The following is a 16,833-nucleotide window of genomic DNA, read 5'->3' on the forward strand; positions in this document are numbered from 1 at the left end:
GATGCTCAAAGAATTAAACTTCGTAATGAATTACGTGTTCACTCTTGAGACTTGGTATTCATTTTTCGTCTTGCGACGTTAAGAATCCGTATCTTCGAGTGCCCACACAGATTGTCTGATAAATTGTTAAAGAGCAGTTGCGACGCGGCCTTCAGCTCACTGTCGCGAGGTGGCGTATATTACGCTTTCCTCTTTCAGAGTCAACCCTGAATTTCAGGATTTTTTCTCTTCGTTGTTCCGACCATCCTGTGAAGTGTTTCACGTTGTCGTCTCAACGGAGGCGCATTATAGGGATCCCAATATTTTGCACAAGTATTTTTTTGATCTTTTTTTCTGTTTGTTGTTTTTTCACCCTTTTTGCTGCAATCGCACACAAAACGGTGCTTTTTTGCATACTAAAAGACTTGCACAAGGCCAATAATGTCCCCAAAGTCATTAGTAAATCATTTATTGCTGAGGTAAGTATGTCTGATGTTTTACGCCCATACCGCGATCTTTTTCCACAAATCGGTCAGCGCGTAATGATCGACGATAGCAGTGTCGTGATTGGTGACGTTCGTCTGGCTGATGATGTGGGGATCTGGCCGCTCGTTGTGATTCGTGGAGATGTACATTATGTACAGATCGGAGCACGCACCAATATCCAGGATGGCAGTATGTTGCATGTCACTCATAAATCCTCGTACAACCCAGATGGCAACCCATTAACCATTGGCGAAGATGTCACTGTTGGTCACAAGGTGATGCTCCACGGCTGCACCATTGGCAATCGAGTTTTGGTTGGGATGGGCTCAATTTTACTTGATGGCGCAATAGTAGAAGATGATGTGATGATTGGTGCGGGTAGTCTGGTCCCACAAAATAAACGGCTGGAGAGCGGATATCTGTATCTCGGTAGCCCCGTCAAACAGATCCGCCCGTTAAGTGATGAAGAGAAGGCTGGGTTACGCTATTCCGCGAATAATTACGTGAAATGGAAGGACGAATATCTGGATCAGGGTAACCAGACCCAGCCTTGATCATCTTCACTTTGTTCCTGAATTAAGTTTTCCGCTTCTTCTTCCAGGTCCCAGCGATGCTGACGAAAACTCGCTAACCACTGTTCTGGCGTATCTCCAGTAAAGCGATACGCCAGACTCTCGCCAGAGATCGCGCATGTCAGTTGCATACCATTCACGAGAGCGGGAAAACATACACATTTTTTATTCTCGTCCCACTCTTCCCTGTCCGGAAACTGGATGGCCTGATTCACGCGGACAATTCCTCCTGCAATTGCTTTATAACTGGTTCTACGTCAGGCAGAACACCGTGCCAAAGAAGAAAGGCATGAGCCGCCTGTGCCACCAGCATTCCTAAACCATCAGCATTACGCTTTGAGCCTCGCTGCTCACACCATGCCAGAAAAGGAGTTTTTCCTTTCTGATAGAACATGTCATAGCAATAAATGCCTAGATGAATGAGCGATGACGGGATCGCCGGAATATCACCACTGATGCCACTGGATGTTGCATTAATAATGAGATCAAACTCATGACCTTCCAGTTCGTCCATACCCAACGCCTGAATACTGCCAGTGTGCGCAAACAATTTAGCCAACTCTTCCGCACGGGATACCGTCCGATTAGTGATTGTCACCGCACAGTTCAGGGAAAGGAGTGGTAGTAGTACGCCGCGAGATGCTCCACCAGCGCCGATAAGCAGAATACGTAAACCCGGACGGATAAAAGACAGACGTTCCAGATCGCTTAACAAACCTATACCATCGGTATTGTCACCCTGCAAGCGTCCATCTTCTAACCGCTTGAGGGTATTAACAGCACCAGCCAACGCTGCCCGTTCAGTAAGCTCATCCGCTCTGGCAAAAGCCTCTTCTTTAAAAGGTACCGTCACATTCGCACCTTTACCACCAGCACTAAAGAAAGCGTTCAGTGTGTTGATGAAATCATTGATGGGTGCCAACACGCGCCCATAGGGATGTTCAATATTCAGTTGCTGAGCAAATTGCTGATGAATGAATGGCGATTTGCTGTGGGCTATCGGATTACCAAAAACAGCATAGGTTTCCATTATGTTACCCCTGTCGAAACAGTTCACCCGTCAGGGCATCGCGGATTTCTGAAGGATTTAAACGCCCCCCCGTTTCACCAGGCACAACCGGGAACGCCGCGCCAAATTGTGCGCGAACTTCGTCTACTGTTCGACAAGGTGGCAATCCACTCAAGTTGGCACTGGTAGAAACCAGCGGTTTACCATAAGCCTGGCACAAAGCAACCACCAACGGATGGTCGGTGACTCGTACAGCAAGCGAATCAAAGCGGCCCGTCAACCAGCGCGGTGTTGTCGCAGGCGCGGGAAAGACAAAGGTGACAGGACCTGGCCAGCGGGAAAAAATGGTTTCACGCTGCGCATCAGTCAGCATGGTGTCATCAATATAGGGTTTAAGCTGCTCGTAATTTGCCGCGATTAAAATCAGCCCCTTATCAACCGGACGCTGTTTTAACTCCAACAGTCTCATCACTGCTGTTTCGCTATCAGGATCGCACCCAACACCGAAAACGGCTTCCGTTGGATAGGCGATGACACGTTCTTCATTGAGGACATCTATCGCAGCTGCGATAGCGTCTCCTTGCAGGTTATTATTCACGTTATTATTCCGCCGAAACCGGCTTTCCACATTGTTTACTGGCACAAAAGTGTTTTACACCCTGCGCGGTTTTCTTTTCGATGAGTAGTGGATAATGACACTCAGGGCATTCTCCAGCTATGGGTTTGAAGTTAATGGCAAATTGACACTCCGGGTAGCGATCACAGGAGTGAAATGTTTTGCCATAACGGGAGCGGCGCTGGACCAGATGGCCCGTCCGACATTGGGGGCATGTAATTGCTGTTTCGTCCGGTTTATCGATAAGTTCGGTATGTTCGCATTCAGGGTAGTTACTGCAACCAATAAACATACCAAAGCGTCCCTGGCGTAATACCAGATTTGCGCCACATGCAGGGCAAACCTGCCCCTCCAGAACTTTGACAATATGTCCATCCGCTGAAGATTTCAGAGGACGGACGTAGTCACACGCCGGATACTGTGAGCATCCAAGAAACGGACCGTGTTTCCCGGATCGAATAACCAGTTCAGCCCCGCACTTTGAGCAGGACTCATTATTACGCACCGTGAACAGTGCTGATTTCGCCATAACAACTTATGCTGAATTAAAGAAATGATTAATGCAGCATACCTTCATTCACTTCAAAGAGTAATTCTTCCATTTGCTGGTACGCATTTTCGCAGCCCGGAATATTGAACAACACCATCAGGATTACCCATTTCAGGTCTTCCAGGTCGAACTCTGCGGTATCCAGCGCGAGCACTCGCTCTATCACCATTTCACGGATTTCAAGGTTAAGCACCTGAATTTGCTCAAGGAAAAGCAGAAAACCACGACAGCTGGCATCCAGTCTTTCACACTCCTCAGGGGTATAAATACGCATGGAGAGTGGATCAGAGGCCAGTTGCATCGGTTCTGTCAGTCCTTCCTGATAATCCGCAAGCTTTTCCAGCCAAAGCAGGGCATTGTAGATATCTTCTCGATCAAATCCTGCGTCGGTAAGATCCTGTTCAAGTTTGTCTTGATCCACACGCAACTCAGCTTCTGTGTGAATATAGGTTTCAAACAAATACATTAGTACGTCGAACATGGCATGCCCTCCTCAATCGGACATAGCCGCCGGGTACAGCTGCGATCCATCCTGCTAACTCCAGTTCGAGTAGTTGAGTAACTACCTCTGGCACAGGTTGGCCGGCACGTTCAGCGACGACGTCAACAGGTGTTACCTCATCTCCTACGTTAGCCAGGAGCTCAGGAAATGGCAATGCCACGTCTTGCTGATCTGGTGAATAAAATGAATTTTCAGGGGCGTCTGGCAACCAGTGCAATCCAAATTGCAAGTTTTCCAGAATTTCTTCCGGTTCCGTCACAAGAATCGCACCTTGTTTTATTAACCAGTGAGGCCCTTCGCTTCCCGGATTCCCTATTGGTCCTGGCAAGGCAAAAACTTCACGCCCCTGCTCAAGCGCACAACGTGCTGTCACCAACGAACCACTGCGCAAAGCCGCTTCCACCACCAGTACACCTTTACTTAGACCACTGATAATGCGATTTCTTCGTGGGAAATTGTAAGCAAGGGGTGGAACATCGAGGGGAAATTCCGAGACAAGTGCCCCACCATGTTCAAGCAAACTGGTAGCCAGTCGGGCATGGCGGCGCGGATGAATGGTATTAAGTCCGTTCCCCAATACAGCAATGCTGACGCCATTTACCTGTAAGGCCGCTTTATGCGCCACACCATCGATTCCACGCGCCAGTCCACTCGTAATTGTCACTCCACGCGTGGCCAGAGTTTCGCAAAATAATCGTCCCCATCGCTCGCCATACCATGAATGCGCCCGACTCCCCACTACGGCAAGCTGAAATGAATGCAGCGCGTGCAGTTCTCCTTCAACAAACAGTGCGCCGGGGTAATCTGTCGTCGCCAGAAGTTGAGGAGGATAAAATTCGCTGTCCGCAGGGATTAAATGATGGTTGGGTTGCTCCAACCAACAAAGTGAGCTTTCGATACTCTTTCGCGGAAATGAAAGAAAGCGTTGTGCCTGCCGCAATGTAAGCCCTGTTTGCTGCAATACAACCGCATCAATATGCGACTGTTTTGCCAGCCAGTGAGCTATACGGACCATATCATCGCCGTACAAGCTGCTGATGCTCATTAAACGCAGCCAAATATCTGTATCGACCATCCTTATCTCCCTGCCATAAGCAGCCTTAGCAATCTTTGCGATTGGTCAGTGATGCTGTCAATCAGAGGGGGATTTGTCTAGAATAGAAGAAATAATCTTTCTAACTCCTGAACACATCTCTGGAGATTTATGTCAGTTTTGCAAGTGTTACATATTCCGGACGAGCGGCTTCGCAAAGTTGCTAAACCGGTAGAAGAAGTGAATGCAGAAATTCAGCGTATCGTCGATGATATGTTCGAGACGATGTACGCAGAAGAAGGTATTGGCCTGGCGGCAACCCAGGTTGATATCCATCAACGTATCATTGTTATTGATGTTTCGGAAAACCGTGACGAACGGCTGGTGTTAATCAATCCGGAGCTTTTAGAAAAAAGCGGCGAAACAGGCATTGAAGAAGGTTGCCTGTCGATCCCTGAACAACGTGCTTTAGTGCCACGCGCAGAGAAAGTTAAAATTCGCGCCCTGGACCGCGACGGTAAACCATTTGAATTGGAAGCAGACGGTCTGTTAGCCATCTGTATTCAGCATGAGATGGATCACCTGGTCGGCAAACTGTTTATGGATTATCTGTCACCGTTGAAACAACAACGTATTCGTCAGAAAGTTGAAAAACTGGATCGTCTGAAAGCCCGGGCTTAAGGATAAGAACTAACGTGTCAGAATCACTACGTATTATTTTTGCGGGTACACCTGACTTTGCAGCGCGTCATCTCGACGCGCTGTTGTCTTCTGGTCATAACGTCGTTGGCGTGTTCACCCAGCCAGACCGACCGGCAGGACGCGGTAAAAAACTGATGCCCAGCCCGGTTAAAGTTCTGGCTGAGGAAAAAGGTCTGCCCGTTTTTCAACCTGTTTCCCTGCGTCCACAAGAAAACCAGCAACTGGTCGCCGATCTGCAGGCTGATGTTATGGTCGTCGTCGCCTATGGCTTAATTCTGCCTAAAGCAGTGCTGGAGATGCCGCGTCTTGGCTGTATCAACGTTCATGGTTCACTGCTGCCACGCTGGCGCGGTGCTGCACCAATCCAACGCTCACTATGGGCGGGTGATGCAGAAACTGGTGTGACCATTATGCAAATGGATGTCGGTTTAGACACCGGTGACATGCTCTATAAGCTCTCCTGCCCGATTACTGCAGAAGATACCAGTGGTACGCTGTACGACAAGCTGGCAGAGCTTGGCCCACAAGGGCTTATCACCACGTTGAAACAACTGGCAGACGGCACGGCGAAACCAGAAGTTCAGGACGAAACTCTTGTCACTTACGCCGAAAAGTTGAGTAAAGAAGAAGCGCGTATTGACTGGTCACTTTCGGCAGCACAGCTTGAACGCTGCATTCGCGCTTTCAATCCATGGCCAATGAGCTGGCTGGAAATTGAAAGACAGCCGGTTAAAGTCTGGAAAGCGTCGGTCATTGATACGGCAACCAACGCTGCACCAGGAACGATCCTTGAAGCCAACAAACAAGGCATTCAGGTTGCAACTGGTGATGGAATCCTGAATCTGCTCTCGTTACAACCTGCGGGTAAGAAAGCGATGAGCGCGCAAGACCTCCTGAATTCTCGTCGGGAATGGTTTGTTCCGGGCAACCGTCTGGCCTGATAGTCCACTCTTCTAAGCCCGGTCTTACCGGGCATTTTTATACTTATGAAAAAACAACGTAATTTACGTAGCATGGCGGCCCAGGCCGTTGAACAAGTCGTCGAGCAAGGGCAATCATTAAGCAACATTCTGCCACCGCTCCAGCAAAAAGTTTCTGATAAAGACAAAGCACTTCTTCAAGAGTTGTGCTTTGGCGTACTGCGTACGCTTTCGCAGTTAGACTGGCTGATTAATAAGTTAATGGCCCGTCCGATGACCGGCAAACAGCGCACTGTGCATTACCTGATTATGGTTGGTTTGTATCAACTGCTTTATACCCGCATTCCACCTCATGCTGCGCTGGCTGAAACGGTTGAAGGCGCTATCGCAATTAAGCGTCCGCAACTTAAAGGGTTGATTAACGGTGTATTACGCCAGTTCCAGCGTCAGCAAGAAGAGTTATTAGCCAAGTTTAATGCCAGTGATGCACGTTATCTGCATCCTTCCTGGTTGCTGAAGCGTCTGCAAAAAGCGTATCCAGAGCAGTGGCAATCCATCGTCGAAGCCAATAACCAGCGTCCGCCAATGTGGCTGCGCGTTAATCGTACGCATCATTCCCGCGACAGCTGGCTTGCATTGCTGGATGAAGCAGGAATGAAAGGTTTCCCGCATGCGGATTACCCTGATGCTGTACGTCTGGAAACACCTGCACCTGTTCATGCGCTACCTGGTTTTGAAGACGGATGGGTTACCGTTCAGGATGCATCAGCACAAGGTTGCATGACCTGGCTTGCGCCACAAAACGGTGAACACATTCTGGATCTTTGTGCCGCCCCCGGCGGTAAAACAACGCATATCCTTGAGGTGGCACCAGAAGCGCAGGTTGTTGCGGTTGATATTGACGAACAGCGCCTCTCTCGCGTTTACGACAATTTAAAACGCCTTGGTATGAAGGCAACCGTGAAACAAGGTGATGGCCGTTACCCTTCCCAATGGTGTGGCGAGCAACAGTTTGATCGCATTTTATTAGATGCGCCTTGTTCAGCAACGGGGGTGATTCGTCGCCATCCGGATATTAAATGGTTACGTCGCGATCGCGATATCCCGGAACTCGCGCAATTGCAGTCTGAAATTCTCGACGCCATTTGGCCGCATTTAAAATCCGGTGGAACCCTGGTCTATGCCACCTGTTCGGTGTTACCGGAAGAGAATAGCCTGCAGATTAAAGCTTTTTTGCAACGTACCGCTGATGCCGAACTTTGCGAAACAGGAACACCAGAGCAACCGGGTAAACAAAATCTGCCTGGTGCCGAAGAGGGCGACGGCTTCTTTTACGCTAAGCTAATCAAAAAGTGATGAGATAACGGGTCGAGACTGATGAAAATTATCATTCTGGGTGCCGGCCAGGTTGGCGGCACACTGGCGGAAAACCTGGTTGGCGAGAACAACGATATTACTGTTGTCGATACCAACGGTGAGCGTCTGCGGACCTTGCAGGATAAATTTGACCTGCGAGTCGTGCAGGGGCATGGCTCTCATCCACGCGTATTGCGGGAGGCAGGTGCCGACGACGCCGATATGCTGGTTGCTGTAACCAGTTCAGATGAAACCAATATGGTTGCCTGCCAGGTAGCCTACTCACTTTTCAACACCCCTAATCGCATCGCTCGCATCCGCTCACCAGACTACGTACGCGATGCCGATAAGCTATTTCATTCAGATGCTGTACCGATTGATCATCTGATCGCACCAGAGCAGTTGGTTATCGATAATATTTACCGACTGATTGAGTATCCAGGCGCATTGCAGGTGGTGAACTTCGCTGAGGGTAAAGTCAGCCTCGCTGTAGTTAAAGCCTATTATGGCGGCCCGCTGATTGGTAATGCACTTTCGACCATGCGCGAACATATGCCACATATCGATACTCGTGTGGCAGCAATTTTCCGCCACGATCGCCCCATTCGTCCACAAGGTTCGACCATTGTTGAAGCTGGTGATGAAGTGTTCTTTATTGCCGCTTCACAGCATATCCGCGCGGTGATGAGTGAATTACAGCGACTGGAAAAACCGTATAAGCGGATCATGCTGGTTGGTGGCGGTAATATCGGTGCAGGGCTGGCGCGTCGTCTGGAAAAAGATTACAGCGTTAAACTCATCGAACGTAATCAGCAGCGCGCTGCCGAACTGGCGGAAAAGTTGCAGAATACGATCGTCTTTTTTGGTGATGCGTCGGATCAAGAACTGCTGGCCGAAGAACATATCGATCAAGTTGATCTGTTTATTGCCGTCACCAACGATGACGAGGCCAATATCATGTCCGCCATGCTTGCCAAACGTATGGGTGCGAAAAAGGTGATGGTATTGATCCAGCGTCGCGCTTATGTGGATCTGGTTCAGGGGAGCGTGATCGATATTGCAATTTCACCACAACAAGCAACTATTTCTGCGTTGCTTAGCCATGTGCGAAAAGCAGATATTGTTGGTGTTTCCTCATTGCGCCGCGGCGTAGCAGAAGCTATTGAAGCCGTTGCTCACGGTGATGAAAGCACCTCACGCGTTGTCGGCAGAGTCATTGACGAAATCAAGCTACCGCCAGGAACGATTATTGGAGCGGTGGTACGTGGAAACGACGTGATGATTGCCAATGACAATCTGCGCATTGAGCAAGGCGATCACGTAATTATGTTCCTCACAGATAAAAAGTTTATTACCGACGTCGAAAGACTCTTCCAGCCAAGCCCTTTCTTCTTGTAATTAATAAGGCGTCTAATGACGCCTTATTATTTCCCTTTGATTATCAAGGATTAATTAAATTCATTCCTGGCAGGAAAATGGCTTAACATTTGTTAGACTTATGGTTGTCGGCTTCATAGGGAGAATAACATGAGCATTATTAAAGAATTTCGCGAATTTGCGATGCGCGGGAACGTGGTGGATTTGGCGGTGGGTGTCATTATCGGTGCGGCATTCGGGAAGATTGTATCTTCACTGGTTGCCGATATCATCATGCCACCTCTGGGCTTATTAATTGGCGGGATCGACTTTAAACAGTTTGCTGTCACGCTACGCGATGCGCAGGGGGATATCCCTGCTGTTGTGATGCATTACGGTGTCTTCATTCAAAACGTCTTTGATTTTCTGATTGTGGCCTTTGCCATCTTTATGGCGATTAAGCTAATCAACAAACTGAATCGGAAAAAAGAAGAACCAGCTGCCGCACCTGCACCAACTAAAGAAGAAGTATTACTGGCAGAAATTCGTGATTTGCTGAAAGAGCAGAATAACCGCTCTTAACAAGCGCCTGAAAGCAGAAGACCAGTGGTAAAAAAGTGATTTACTTTCTTGCCACTGGCCTCCCAGTTCCCCCGATTGCCATGTTTTCCTTTTCGCATGTAACTGCCTTTCCCCTTCTTATTTTTCTCTACGCGCTGTCGGAATAAGGGATCATGTAGTAATGCTTCTATCGCATTATCCCTTATCTGCCCTTTAATATGCTGATATCGGCTCATAAAAACTCCAATTGGTTATTTTACGGCGCGAGTGTAATCCTGCCAGTGCAAAAAATCAACAGCCACTCTTAACGCCACTCGCCCCTTGTTCAAGAGCTTCAAGAATCGAACAATAAACACTGCTATGGGCGGTCCCACAACAGGCATCGTTAAGGCGTTGCAAGGAACGCTGCATACTCTGCAACTCGGCTATCCGTGCTTCGACTTCCTGCAATCTTTCCTGCACAATGCCTTTTGACTCCTGACAGGTATGGTGTTCAGGATCGATGCGGATCGACAGCAACTCGCGGATCGACTCCAGACTGAAACCTAGTTGTCTGGCATGCCGGATAAATTTCAATCGCTGGAGATCGCTTTCGGTATACAGGCGAAACCCGCCTTCAGTACGCACTTCATGCTCCATCATCTGCTGTTTTTCGTAATAACGAATCGTGTCAGGTGTTACTTCCGCCATTTTTGCCAGCTCACCAATGCGATACATACATACTCCACTAGTTATCGTTGATTTTGTCCAACAACTTGTCAGCATAATCGCCGCGTAAAAAATCGGTACTCAATCCAGCTTGTCGCAGCTTCAATTCCAGTAATGACAATCGACGGCTAACCTCTTGATATTGCGGATCATCGTGACGGATACCTCTCAGGATATCCAGAAGCTGAATTGCTTCCCTCCGCTGCTCAAGTTCTGGCGGTAAGCAACCGGCATTCTTCAGCAAGCGATACCCCGCACGTAATTCCGGTGGCACATGAGAATCATCATCCAGTATCAATGGTTTGCCGCTACCTGCCAGGTTATCAAACTCACCTTTCGCTTGCGCTTCTGCTATATGACGCTCTGCCCACTGGTCAAGTAACCACATAAATACTCCAGGGGATGAACAAAAAGAGTACAGCTATTGTAGATAAGTGGGGATGCTACGGGTATAAAAAAACCCGCCGGGGCGGGTTTTTTTACGTTGCTTCAGATTACTCTGCAGCAGCTTCTGCTTTCTCTGAACGATCAACCAGCTCGATGTAAGCCATAGGCGCGTTGTCGCCTGCACGGAAGCCACACTTCAGAATACGAGTGTAACCACCGGCACGGCTCGCGAAACGCGGGCCCAGTTCGTTAAACAGTTTTGCCACGATCTCGTTATCACGAGTACGGGCGAATGCCAGACGACGATTAGCAACGCTATCAGTCTTGGCAAGAGTAATCAGCGGCTCAACTACGCGGCGCAGCTCTTTCGCTTTAGGCAGAGTCGTCTTGATGATTTCATGACGAACCAGTGAACCTGCCATATTGCGGAACATAGCCTGGCGATGGCTGCTGTTGCGGTTCAGTTGACGACCACTCTTACGATGGCGCATGACCTTATCCTTCTCAGTAAAACCTTAACCTGTGATCCGGTTACTCGTCAGCGATGCTTGCCGGTGGCCAGTTTTCCAGGCGCATGCCCAGAGACAGTCCACGGGAAGCCAGCACGTCTTTAATCTCAGTAAGAGATTTTTTACCAAGGTTAGGCGTTTTAAGGAGCTCAACCTCGGTACGTTGTACCAGATCACCGATATAGTGGATAGCTTCTGCTTTAAGGCAGTTAGCAGAGCGGACAGTCAATTCCAGATCGTCAACAGGGCGCAGCAGGATCGGATCGAACTCTGGTTTCTCTTCTTTCACTTCAGGCTGACGTACATCACGTAAGTCAACGAAAGCTTCCAGTTGTTCAGCCAGAATGGTTGCCGCACGACGAATCGCCTCTTCAGGATCGATTGTGCCGTTGGTTTCCATTTCGATGACCAGCTTGTCCAGGTCGGTACGCTGTTCTACACGCGCTGCTTCAACATTGTAGGCAATACGCTCCACAGGGCTGTAGCATGCGTCGACCAGCAGACGGCCGATTGGGCGCTCATCTTCTTCCGAATGAATTCGGGTAGAAGCCGGCACATAACCACGACCGCGCTGAACTTTGATACGCATGCTAATAGACGCGTTCTCATCGGTCAGGTGGCAGATCACGTGCTGCGGCTTGACGATTTCGACATCACCGTCGTGGGTGATATCGGCTGCAGTCACAGGGCCAATGCCAGATTTATTCAAGGTAAGAATAACTTCATCTTTGCCCTGAACTCTCACCGCCAGCCCTTTCAGGTTGAGCAGGATTTCCAGGATATCTTCCTGAACGCCTTCTTTGGTGCTGTACTCATGTAGTACACCATCAATCTCAACCTCGGTCACCGCGCAACCCGGCATCGATGAGAGCAGAATACGGCGCAGTGCGTTACCCAGAGTATGGCCAAAGCCACGCTCTAAAGGCTCAAGGGTCACCTTGGCGTGCGTCGAACTCACTTGCTCGATATCAACCAGGCGCGGTTTTAGAAACTCTGTCACAGAACCCTGCATTGTGTCCTCTCTTTGGTACTAAGCTTTACTTGGAGTAAAGCTCGACGATCAGGTGTTCGTTAATGTCCGCAGACAGATCAGAACGCTCCGGCTTACGCTTAAACGTACCTTCCATCTTGCCAGCATCAACTTCCAGCCAAGTTGGCTTTTCACGCTGCTCAGCCAGCTCCAGAGCGGCTTTCACGCGAGACTGCTTCTTCGCTTTCTCACGAATGCTTACAACGTCATTCGGACTAACCTGATAAGAAGCGATGTTAACAATACGACCGTTTACCATAATTGCTTTATGGCTAACCAGCTGACGTGCTTCTGCACGAGTGGCACCGAAGCCCATACGGTATACAACGTTGTCCAGACGACCTTCCAGCAGAGCCAACAGGTTTTCACCGGTGTTGCCTTTCAGACGTGCTGCTTCTTTGTAGTAGTTACGGAACTGACGCTCCAGCACACCATAGATACGGCGAACTTTTTGCTTTTCACGCAACTGCACACCATAGTCAGACAGACGCGGTTTACGCGCACCGTGCTGGCCAGGAGCTTGTTCAATTTTACACTTGGTATCGATCGCGCGAACGCCAGACTTAAGGAATAAGTCGGTGCCCTCACGACGGCTCAGCTTGAGCTTAGGACCCAAATATCTTGCCATTTTCTTTCTCCAACAAACCTGGAAAACGAGGCGTTATACGCGACGTTTTTTCGGCGGACGACAACCGTTATGAGGGATCGGAGTCACATCAGTAATGTTAGTGATGCGGAAACCTGCGGCGTTCAGAGCACGAATAGTAGATTCGCGGCCTGGACCCGGACCTTTAACCATAACTTCCAGATTCTTGATGCCGTATTCTTTCACGGCGTCAGCGCAACGCTCTGCTGCAACCTGAGCTGCAAACGGAGTGGATTTGCGAGAACCACGGAAACCGGAACCACCGGCTGTTGCCCAACCCAACGCGTTACCCTGACGATCAGTGATAGTCACGATGGTGTTGTTGAAAGAAGCATGGATATGAGCCACGCCGTCAGAGACTTGTTTTCTTACACGTTTACGTGCACGAATTGGTGCCTTTGCCATTATTCAATCACCCCGATTATTTCTTGATCGGTTTGCGCGGACCCTTACGGGTACGTGCGTTGGTCTTGGTACGCTGACCGCGAACCGGGAGACCACGACGATGACGCAAACCGCGATAGCAACCAAGATCCATCAGGCGCTTGATGCTCATGCTGATTTCACGGCGCAGATCACCTTCAACGACAAATTTGGCAACTTCGTCACGCAGCGTGTCGATTTGTCCTTCAGACAGCTCACTGATCTTAACATCTTCAGCGATACCCGCTGCAGCCAGGATGGCTTTAGAACGGGTCTTGCCGACGCCATAAATCGAAGTTAATGCGATTACGGCATGCTTATGATCAGGAATGTTAATGCCTGCTATACGGGCCACTATGCACTCCTACTATTTAATATGTACGTTCCATGCTGAAAAGCCCGTTTTCAGGATACTCAAATGGAAACGCACAAACATACAAAAGATTGGCTGGCTAATCTAGCCAGCTCAACCCAACTTTGCAAGAAAAATATGCGAAAAAATCAGCCTTGGCGCTGTTTATGCTTCGGCTCGGCACTGCAAATCACACGGATGACACCATCACGCTTAACGATTTTGCAGTTACGGCATAATTTCTTGACGGAAGCACGAACTTTCATTTTTACTCTCCGTAACTTCTCGGGCGACCAATTATCGGCCGTAGCCTTTCAGGTTCGCCTTCTTCAATGCAGACTCATACTGACTGGACATCATCAGAGTTTGCACTTGAGCCATAAAGTCCATAATCACGACAACAACGATAAGCAGTGAGGTCCCACCGAAGTAGAACGGTACTTTCATTGCATCACGCATGAACTCCGGGATCAGGCAGATAAAGGTAATATACAGCGCACCAACCAGGGTCAGGCGGGTCATTACTTTATCGATATACTTCGCCGTTTGCTCTCCCGGACGAATTCCTGGTACAAATGCACCGGACTTCTTCAGGTTATCTGCTGTTTCACGCGGGTTGAAAACCAACGCCGTGTAGAAGAAACAGAAGAAGATGATTGCAGACGCATAGAGTAACACATAAAGCGGTTGCCCAGGCTGCAAATACAGCGAAATTGTTGTCAGCCAGTTCCAACCAGTACCGCCCCCGAACCATGACGCGATGGTCGCCGGGAACAGAATAATACTGGAAGCGAAGATTGCCGGGATTACCCCCGCCATATTCACTTTCAGCGGTAAATGTGTGCTCTGTGCAGCATAGACACGACGACCTTGCTGACGTTTCGCGTAGTTTACCACAATGCGGCGTTGACCACGCTCAACAAATACAACAAAGAACGTCACTGCAAATACTAATACTGCAACCAACAGCAACACGAGGAAGTGCAGGTCGCCTTGACGCGCTTGCTCGATAGTATGGGCAATGGCTGGCGGGAGTCCCGCGACAATACCGGCGAAGATAATGATTGAAATACCGTTGCCGATACCTCGTTCAGTGATCTGTTCGCCCAACCACATCAGGAACATCGTTCCTGTGACCAGACTTACAACAGCGGTGAAGTAGAATGCAAAGCCCGGGTTAATCACCAGGCCTTGCATACCAGGCATATTCGGCAGACCGGTAGCAATACCGATCGACTGGAATATTGCCAGCACCAGAGTACCGTAGCGGGTGTACTGGCTGATCTTACGACGACCAGACTCCCCTTCTTTCTTAATTTCCGCCAACGTTGGGTGAACCACCGTCAGCAGCTGGATAATGATCGACGCCGAAATATACGGCATGATCCCCAGAGCAAAGATAGAAGCACGGCTGAGAGCACCACCAGAGAACATGTTAAACATCTCAATGATGGTGCCTCGCTGTTGCTCAAGCAGTTTGGCAAGTACAGCGGCATCAATACCAGGGATCGGAATAAAAGAGCCAATACGGAACACAATCAGCGCACCGATAACAAACAGCAGTCTGCGTTTCAGCTCGCCTAAGCCACCTTTGGCACTTTGAAAATCTAATCCCGGTTGTTTAGCCATCTGCTACTTATTCCTCGATTTTACCGCCAGCAGCTTCGATAGCAGCACGAGCGCCTTTAGTAACACGCAGGCCACGAACAGTTACCGGAGTCGTTACTTCGCCAGCCAGGATCACTTTCGCGAACTCGATCTGGATACCGATAATGTTAGCCGCTTTCAGCGTGTTCAGGTCTACAACACCGCCTTCTACTTTAGCCAGGTCAGACAGACGAACTTCGGCTGTAATCGCTGCTTTACGAGAAGTGAAGCCGAATTTCGGCAGACGACGGTACAGAGGCATCTGACCACCCTCGAAACCGCGACGTACGCCACCGCCAGAACGAGACTTCTGACCTTTGTGACCACGACCACCGGTTTTACCGAGGCCAGAACCGATACCACGACCCAGGCGTTTACCCGCCTTTTTGGAGCCTTCGGCCGGAGACAGAGTATTTAAACGCATCTCTTACTCCTCAACTTTAACCATGAAGGAAACCGCGTTGATCATACCGCGAATAGCAGGAGTATCCTCGCGCTCTACGGTGTGACCAATACGACGCAGACCCAGGCCAAGCAGCGTTGCCTTGTGTTTCGGCAGACGACCGATTGCACTGCGGGTTTGAGTAATTTTAATAGTCTTTGCCATGGTTTATTTCCCCAGAATTTCTTCAACGGATTTACCACGCTTGGCAGCGACCATTTCTGGAGAATTCATATTTTCCAGGCCATCAATAGTTGCACGAACCACGTTGATCGGGTTGGTGGAACCATATGCTTTAGCCAGAACGTTATGAACCCCAGCGACTTCCAGAACGGCGCGCATTGCACCACCGGCGATGATACCGGTACCTTCGGAAGCCGGCTGCATGAATACGCGAGAACCCGTGTGAACACCTTTAACAGGGTGTTGCAGAGTGCCGTTATTCAGCGCGACGTTAATCATATTGCGACGGGCTTTTTCCATCGCTTTCTGGATCGCTGCTGGAACTTCACGCGCTTTACCGTAACCAAAACCAACGCGACCGTTACCATCGCCAACTACAGTCAGAGCTGTGAAGGAGAAAATACGACCACCTTTAACGGTTTTAGATACGCGGTTTACCGCGATCAGCTTTTCCTGCAGTTCGCCAGCTTGTTTTTCGATGTGAGCCATCTTACACCTCTACCTTAGAACTGAAGGCCAGCTTCACGGGCAGCATCTGCCAGTGCCTGGACACGACCATGATATTGGAACCCGGAACGGTCAAAGGATACATCTTTGATGCCTTTTTCCAGAGCGCGTTCAGCGACAGCTTTACCCACAGCTGCAGCCGCGTCTTTGTTACCGGTGTACTTCAGTTGTTCAGCGATAGCTTTTTCTACAGTAGAAGCAGCTACCAGAACTTCAGAACCGTTCGGTGCAATTACCTGTGCGTAAATGTGACGCGGGGTACGATGTACCACCAGGCGAGTTGCGCCCAGCTCCTGGAGCTTGCGGCGTGCGCGGGTCGCACGACGGATACGAGCAGATTTCTTATCCATAGTGTTA

26 protein-coding genes are annotated in these 16,833 nt (G+C 49.4%); 6 read left to right on the forward strand and 20 right to left on the reverse strand.

What is annotated here, in order from left to right; translation table 11 throughout:
- The first annotated feature begins 464 nt into the window (after positions 1–464).
- On the forward strand, positions 465–1,019 hold the full coding sequence (locus tag BGK49_RS16760; protein WP_001286216.1) for a gamma carbonic anhydrase family protein: 555 nt from the start codon (positions 465–467) through the stop codon (positions 1,017–1,019).
- Here the strand turns inward: BGK49_RS16760 and BGK49_RS16765 are convergent.
- Genes BGK49_RS16765 through dprA form a run of 6 tightly spaced genes read right to left on the reverse strand, consistent with a single transcriptional unit; the run spans position 995 to position 4,789 of the window.
- Positions 995–1,252 carry a DUF1488 family protein gene (locus BGK49_RS16765; RefSeq protein WP_001070563.1) on the reverse strand — a complete coding sequence of 86 codons (258 nt, stop codon included), beginning with the start codon at positions 1,250–1,252 and terminating at the stop codon, positions 995–997. The two genes, BGK49_RS16760 and BGK49_RS16765, sit on opposite strands and share 25 nt — an antisense overlap.
- Positions 1,249–2,067 (reverse strand): shikimate dehydrogenase, encoded by an 819-nt coding sequence (aroE, locus tag BGK49_RS16770; RefSeq protein ID WP_000451240.1) that lies wholly within the window; start codon positions 2,065–2,067, stop codon positions 1,249–1,251. Before aroE ends, BGK49_RS16765 begins: the two co-directional genes overlap by 4 nt.
- A gap of 4 nt (positions 2,068–2,071) precedes the next feature.
- Positions 2,072–2,644, reverse strand: a complete 573-nt coding sequence (gene tsaC / locus BGK49_RS16775) for an L-threonylcarbamoyladenylate synthase type 1 TsaC (RefSeq protein ID WP_001297709.1) — start codon at positions 2,642–2,644, stop codon at positions 2,072–2,074.
- A 4-nt stretch (positions 2,645–2,648) separates the two neighbouring features.
- Entirely contained in the window at positions 2,649–3,191 is a 543-nt protein-coding gene (locus BGK49_RS16780) for a DNA topoisomerase family protein (protein WP_024259671.1), read from the reverse strand.
- A 28-nt stretch (positions 3,192–3,219) separates the two neighbouring features.
- Entirely contained in the window at positions 3,220–3,693 is a 474-nt protein-coding gene (gene smg / locus BGK49_RS16785; protein WP_000460675.1) for a DUF494 family protein Smg, read from the reverse strand.
- Entirely contained in the window at positions 3,665–4,789 is a 1,125-nt protein-coding gene (dprA, locus tag BGK49_RS16790; RefSeq protein ID WP_000228504.1) for a DNA-protecting protein DprA, read from the reverse strand. Before dprA ends, smg begins: the two co-directional genes overlap by 29 nt.
- 129 nt (positions 4,790–4,918) lie before the next feature.
- Between dprA and def the strand changes: the two genes are divergently transcribed.
- The 5 genes from def to mscL all read left to right on the forward strand — a co-directional run bounded on the left by def (position 4,919) and on the right by mscL (position 9,663).
- Entirely contained in the window at positions 4,919–5,428 is a 510-nt protein-coding gene (gene def / locus BGK49_RS16795) for a peptide deformylase (RefSeq protein ID WP_000114984.1), read from the forward strand.
- A 14-nt stretch (positions 5,429–5,442) separates the two neighbouring features.
- Positions 5,443–6,390 carry a methionyl-tRNA formyltransferase gene (gene fmt, locus BGK49_RS16800; protein ID WP_000004457.1) on the forward strand — a complete coding sequence of 316 codons (948 nt, stop codon included), beginning with the start codon at positions 5,443–5,445 and terminating at the stop codon, positions 6,388–6,390.
- Between the two features lie 45 nt (positions 6,391–6,435).
- A complete protein-coding gene (gene rsmB, locus BGK49_RS16805) occupies positions 6,436–7,725 on the forward strand; it encodes a 16S rRNA (cytosine(967)-C(5))-methyltransferase RsmB (protein WP_000744784.1) in 1,290 nt (429 codons plus the stop codon).
- Between the two features lie 21 nt (positions 7,726–7,746).
- Positions 7,747–9,123 carry a Trk system potassium transporter TrkA gene (trkA, locus tag BGK49_RS16810; RefSeq protein WP_000691382.1) on the forward strand — a complete coding sequence of 459 codons (1,377 nt, stop codon included), beginning with the start codon at positions 7,747–7,749 and terminating at the stop codon, positions 9,121–9,123.
- Between the two features lie 129 nt (positions 9,124–9,252).
- The gene (gene mscL, locus BGK49_RS16815) at positions 9,253–9,663 is read left to right on the forward strand and encodes a large-conductance mechanosensitive channel protein MscL (protein WP_000022439.1); all 411 of its coding nucleotides are present in this window, start codon (positions 9,253–9,255) and stop codon (positions 9,661–9,663) included.
- On the opposite strand, the gene arfA is transcribed toward mscL, so the two are convergent.
- From arfA to rplR, 14 genes are all read right to left on the reverse strand, one after another.
- Entirely contained in the window at positions 9,660–9,878 is a 219-nt protein-coding gene (arfA, locus tag BGK49_RS16820) for an alternative ribosome-rescue factor ArfA (protein ID WP_000092686.1), read from the reverse strand. The two genes, mscL and arfA, sit on opposite strands and share 4 nt — an antisense overlap.
- Before the next feature lie 55 nt (positions 9,879–9,933).
- A complete protein-coding gene (gene zntR, locus BGK49_RS16825; protein WP_000285607.1) occupies positions 9,934–10,359 on the reverse strand; it encodes a Zn(2+)-responsive transcriptional regulator in 426 nt (141 codons plus the stop codon).
- Between the two features lie 10 nt (positions 10,360–10,369).
- Positions 10,370–10,738 (reverse strand): DnaJ family domain-containing protein, encoded by a 369-nt coding sequence (locus tag BGK49_RS16830; RefSeq protein ID WP_000266500.1) that lies wholly within the window; start codon positions 10,736–10,738, stop codon positions 10,370–10,372.
- 106 nt (positions 10,739–10,844) lie between these two features.
- Complete coding sequence (rplQ, locus tag BGK49_RS16835) at positions 10,845–11,228, reverse strand: 50S ribosomal protein L17 (RefSeq protein ID WP_001216368.1); 384 nt, start codon at positions 11,226–11,228, stop codon at positions 10,845–10,847.
- 40 nt (positions 11,229–11,268) lie between these two features.
- Complete coding sequence (locus tag BGK49_RS16840) at positions 11,269–12,258, reverse strand: DNA-directed RNA polymerase subunit alpha (protein ID WP_001162094.1); 990 nt, start codon at positions 12,256–12,258, stop codon at positions 11,269–11,271.
- Positions 12,259–12,283: 25 nt separating this feature from the next.
- The gene (gene rpsD, locus BGK49_RS16845; RefSeq protein ID WP_000135221.1) at positions 12,284–12,904 is read right to left on the reverse strand and encodes a 30S ribosomal protein S4; all 621 of its coding nucleotides are present in this window, start codon (positions 12,902–12,904) and stop codon (positions 12,284–12,286) included.
- 33 nt (positions 12,905–12,937) lie between these two features.
- The gene (rpsK, locus tag BGK49_RS16850; RefSeq protein ID WP_001029684.1) at positions 12,938–13,327 is read right to left on the reverse strand and encodes a 30S ribosomal protein S11; all 390 of its coding nucleotides are present in this window, start codon (positions 13,325–13,327) and stop codon (positions 12,938–12,940) included.
- Positions 13,328–13,343: 16 nt separating this feature from the next.
- Positions 13,344–13,700 (reverse strand): 30S ribosomal protein S13, encoded by a 357-nt coding sequence (rpsM, locus tag BGK49_RS16855; RefSeq protein WP_000090775.1) that lies wholly within the window; start codon positions 13,698–13,700, stop codon positions 13,344–13,346.
- Between the two features lie 146 nt (positions 13,701–13,846).
- On the reverse strand, positions 13,847–13,963 hold the full coding sequence (rpmJ, locus tag BGK49_RS16860) for a 50S ribosomal protein L36 (RefSeq protein ID WP_000868187.1): 117 nt from the start codon (positions 13,961–13,963) through the stop codon (positions 13,847–13,849).
- Positions 13,964–13,994: 31 nt separating this feature from the next.
- Complete coding sequence (gene secY, locus BGK49_RS16865) at positions 13,995–15,326, reverse strand: preprotein translocase subunit SecY (protein WP_001118861.1); 1,332 nt, start codon at positions 15,324–15,326, stop codon at positions 13,995–13,997.
- A 7-nt stretch (positions 15,327–15,333) separates the two neighbouring features.
- Complete coding sequence (rplO, locus tag BGK49_RS16870) at positions 15,334–15,768, reverse strand: 50S ribosomal protein L15 (RefSeq protein WP_001238917.1); 435 nt, start codon at positions 15,766–15,768, stop codon at positions 15,334–15,336.
- Between the two features lie 3 nt (positions 15,769–15,771).
- Positions 15,772–15,951: a 50S ribosomal protein L30 gene (rpmD, locus tag BGK49_RS16875; RefSeq protein ID WP_001140433.1), complete on the reverse strand. Its 180-nt coding sequence runs from the start codon at positions 15,949–15,951 to the stop codon at positions 15,772–15,774.
- Between the two features lie 3 nt (positions 15,952–15,954).
- The gene (rpsE, locus tag BGK49_RS16880; protein WP_000940121.1) at positions 15,955–16,458 is read right to left on the reverse strand and encodes a 30S ribosomal protein S5; all 504 of its coding nucleotides are present in this window, start codon (positions 16,456–16,458) and stop codon (positions 15,955–15,957) included.
- Between the two features lie 14 nt (positions 16,459–16,472).
- Positions 16,473–16,826 (reverse strand): 50S ribosomal protein L18, encoded by a 354-nt coding sequence (rplR, locus tag BGK49_RS16885; RefSeq protein ID WP_000358960.1) that lies wholly within the window; start codon positions 16,824–16,826, stop codon positions 16,473–16,475.
- Positions 16,827–16,833 lie beyond the last annotated feature (7 nt).

Source organism: Shigella sp. FC1544, assembly GCF_001722145.1.
GTDB classification, from domain to species: Bacteria; Pseudomonadota; Gammaproteobacteria; order Enterobacterales; family Enterobacteriaceae; genus Escherichia; species Escherichia coli.

Bases quoted from the DNA above. Each gene is read 5' to 3' on its own strand.
- rpmD (WP_001140433.1), bottom strand. From the start codon at position 15,951: ATGGCAAAGACTATTAAAATTACTCAAACCCGCAGTGCAATCGGTCGT.
- dprA (WP_000228504.1), bottom strand. From the start codon at position 4,789: ATGGTCGATACAGATATTTGGCTGCGTTTAATGAGCATCAGCAGCTTG.
- mscL (WP_000022439.1), top strand. From the start codon at position 9,253: ATGAGCATTATTAAAGAATTTCGCGAATTTGCGATGCGCGGGAACGTG.
- rsmB (WP_000744784.1), top strand. From the start codon at position 6,436: ATGAAAAAACAACGTAATTTACGTAGCATGGCGGCCCAGGCCGTTGAA.
- arfA (WP_000092686.1), bottom strand. From the start codon at position 9,878: ATGAGCCGATATCAGCATATTAAAGGGCAGATAAGGGATAATGCGATA.
- rpsE (WP_000940121.1), bottom strand. From the start codon at position 16,458: ATGGCTCACATCGAAAAACAAGCTGGCGAACTGCAGGAAAAGCTGATC.
- rpmJ (WP_000868187.1), bottom strand. From the start codon at position 13,963: ATGAAAGTTCGTGCTTCCGTCAAGAAATTATGCCGTAACTGCAAAATC.
- rplQ (WP_001216368.1), bottom strand. From the start codon at position 11,228: ATGCGCCATCGTAAGAGTGGTCGTCAACTGAACCGCAACAGCAGCCAT.
- BGK49_RS16830 (WP_000266500.1), bottom strand. From the start codon at position 10,738: ATGTGGTTACTTGACCAGTGGGCAGAGCGTCATATAGCAGAAGCGCAA.
- trkA (WP_000691382.1), top strand. From the start codon at position 7,747: ATGAAAATTATCATTCTGGGTGCCGGCCAGGTTGGCGGCACACTGGCG.
- aroE (WP_000451240.1), bottom strand. From the start codon at position 2,067: ATGGAAACCTATGCTGTTTTTGGTAATCCGATAGCCCACAGCAAATCG.
- rpsK (WP_001029684.1), bottom strand. From the start codon at position 13,327: ATGGCAAAGGCACCAATTCGTGCACGTAAACGTGTAAGAAAACAAGTC.
- smg (WP_000460675.1), bottom strand. From the start codon at position 3,693: ATGTTCGACGTACTAATGTATTTGTTTGAAACCTATATTCACACAGAA.
- secY (WP_001118861.1), bottom strand. From the start codon at position 15,326: ATGGCTAAACAACCGGGATTAGATTTTCAAAGTGCCAAAGGTGGCTTA.
- BGK49_RS16840 (WP_001162094.1), bottom strand. From the start codon at position 12,258: ATGCAGGGTTCTGTGACAGAGTTTCTAAAACCGCGCCTGGTTGATATC.
- rplO (WP_001238917.1), bottom strand. From the start codon at position 15,768: ATGCGTTTAAATACTCTGTCTCCGGCCGAAGGCTCCAAAAAGGCGGGT.
- BGK49_RS16780 (WP_024259671.1), bottom strand. From the start codon at position 3,191: ATGGCGAAATCAGCACTGTTCACGGTGCGTAATAATGAGTCCTGCTCA.
- BGK49_RS16760 (WP_001286216.1), top strand. From the start codon at position 465: ATGTCTGATGTTTTACGCCCATACCGCGATCTTTTTCCACAAATCGGT.
- rpsD (WP_000135221.1), bottom strand. From the start codon at position 12,904: ATGGCAAGATATTTGGGTCCTAAGCTCAAGCTGAGCCGTCGTGAGGGC.
- rplR (WP_000358960.1), bottom strand. From the start codon at position 16,826: ATGGATAAGAAATCTGCTCGTATCCGTCGTGCGACCCGCGCACGCCGC.
- zntR (WP_000285607.1), bottom strand. From the start codon at position 10,359: ATGTATCGCATTGGTGAGCTGGCAAAAATGGCGGAAGTAACACCTGAC.
- def (WP_000114984.1), top strand. From the start codon at position 4,919: ATGTCAGTTTTGCAAGTGTTACATATTCCGGACGAGCGGCTTCGCAAA.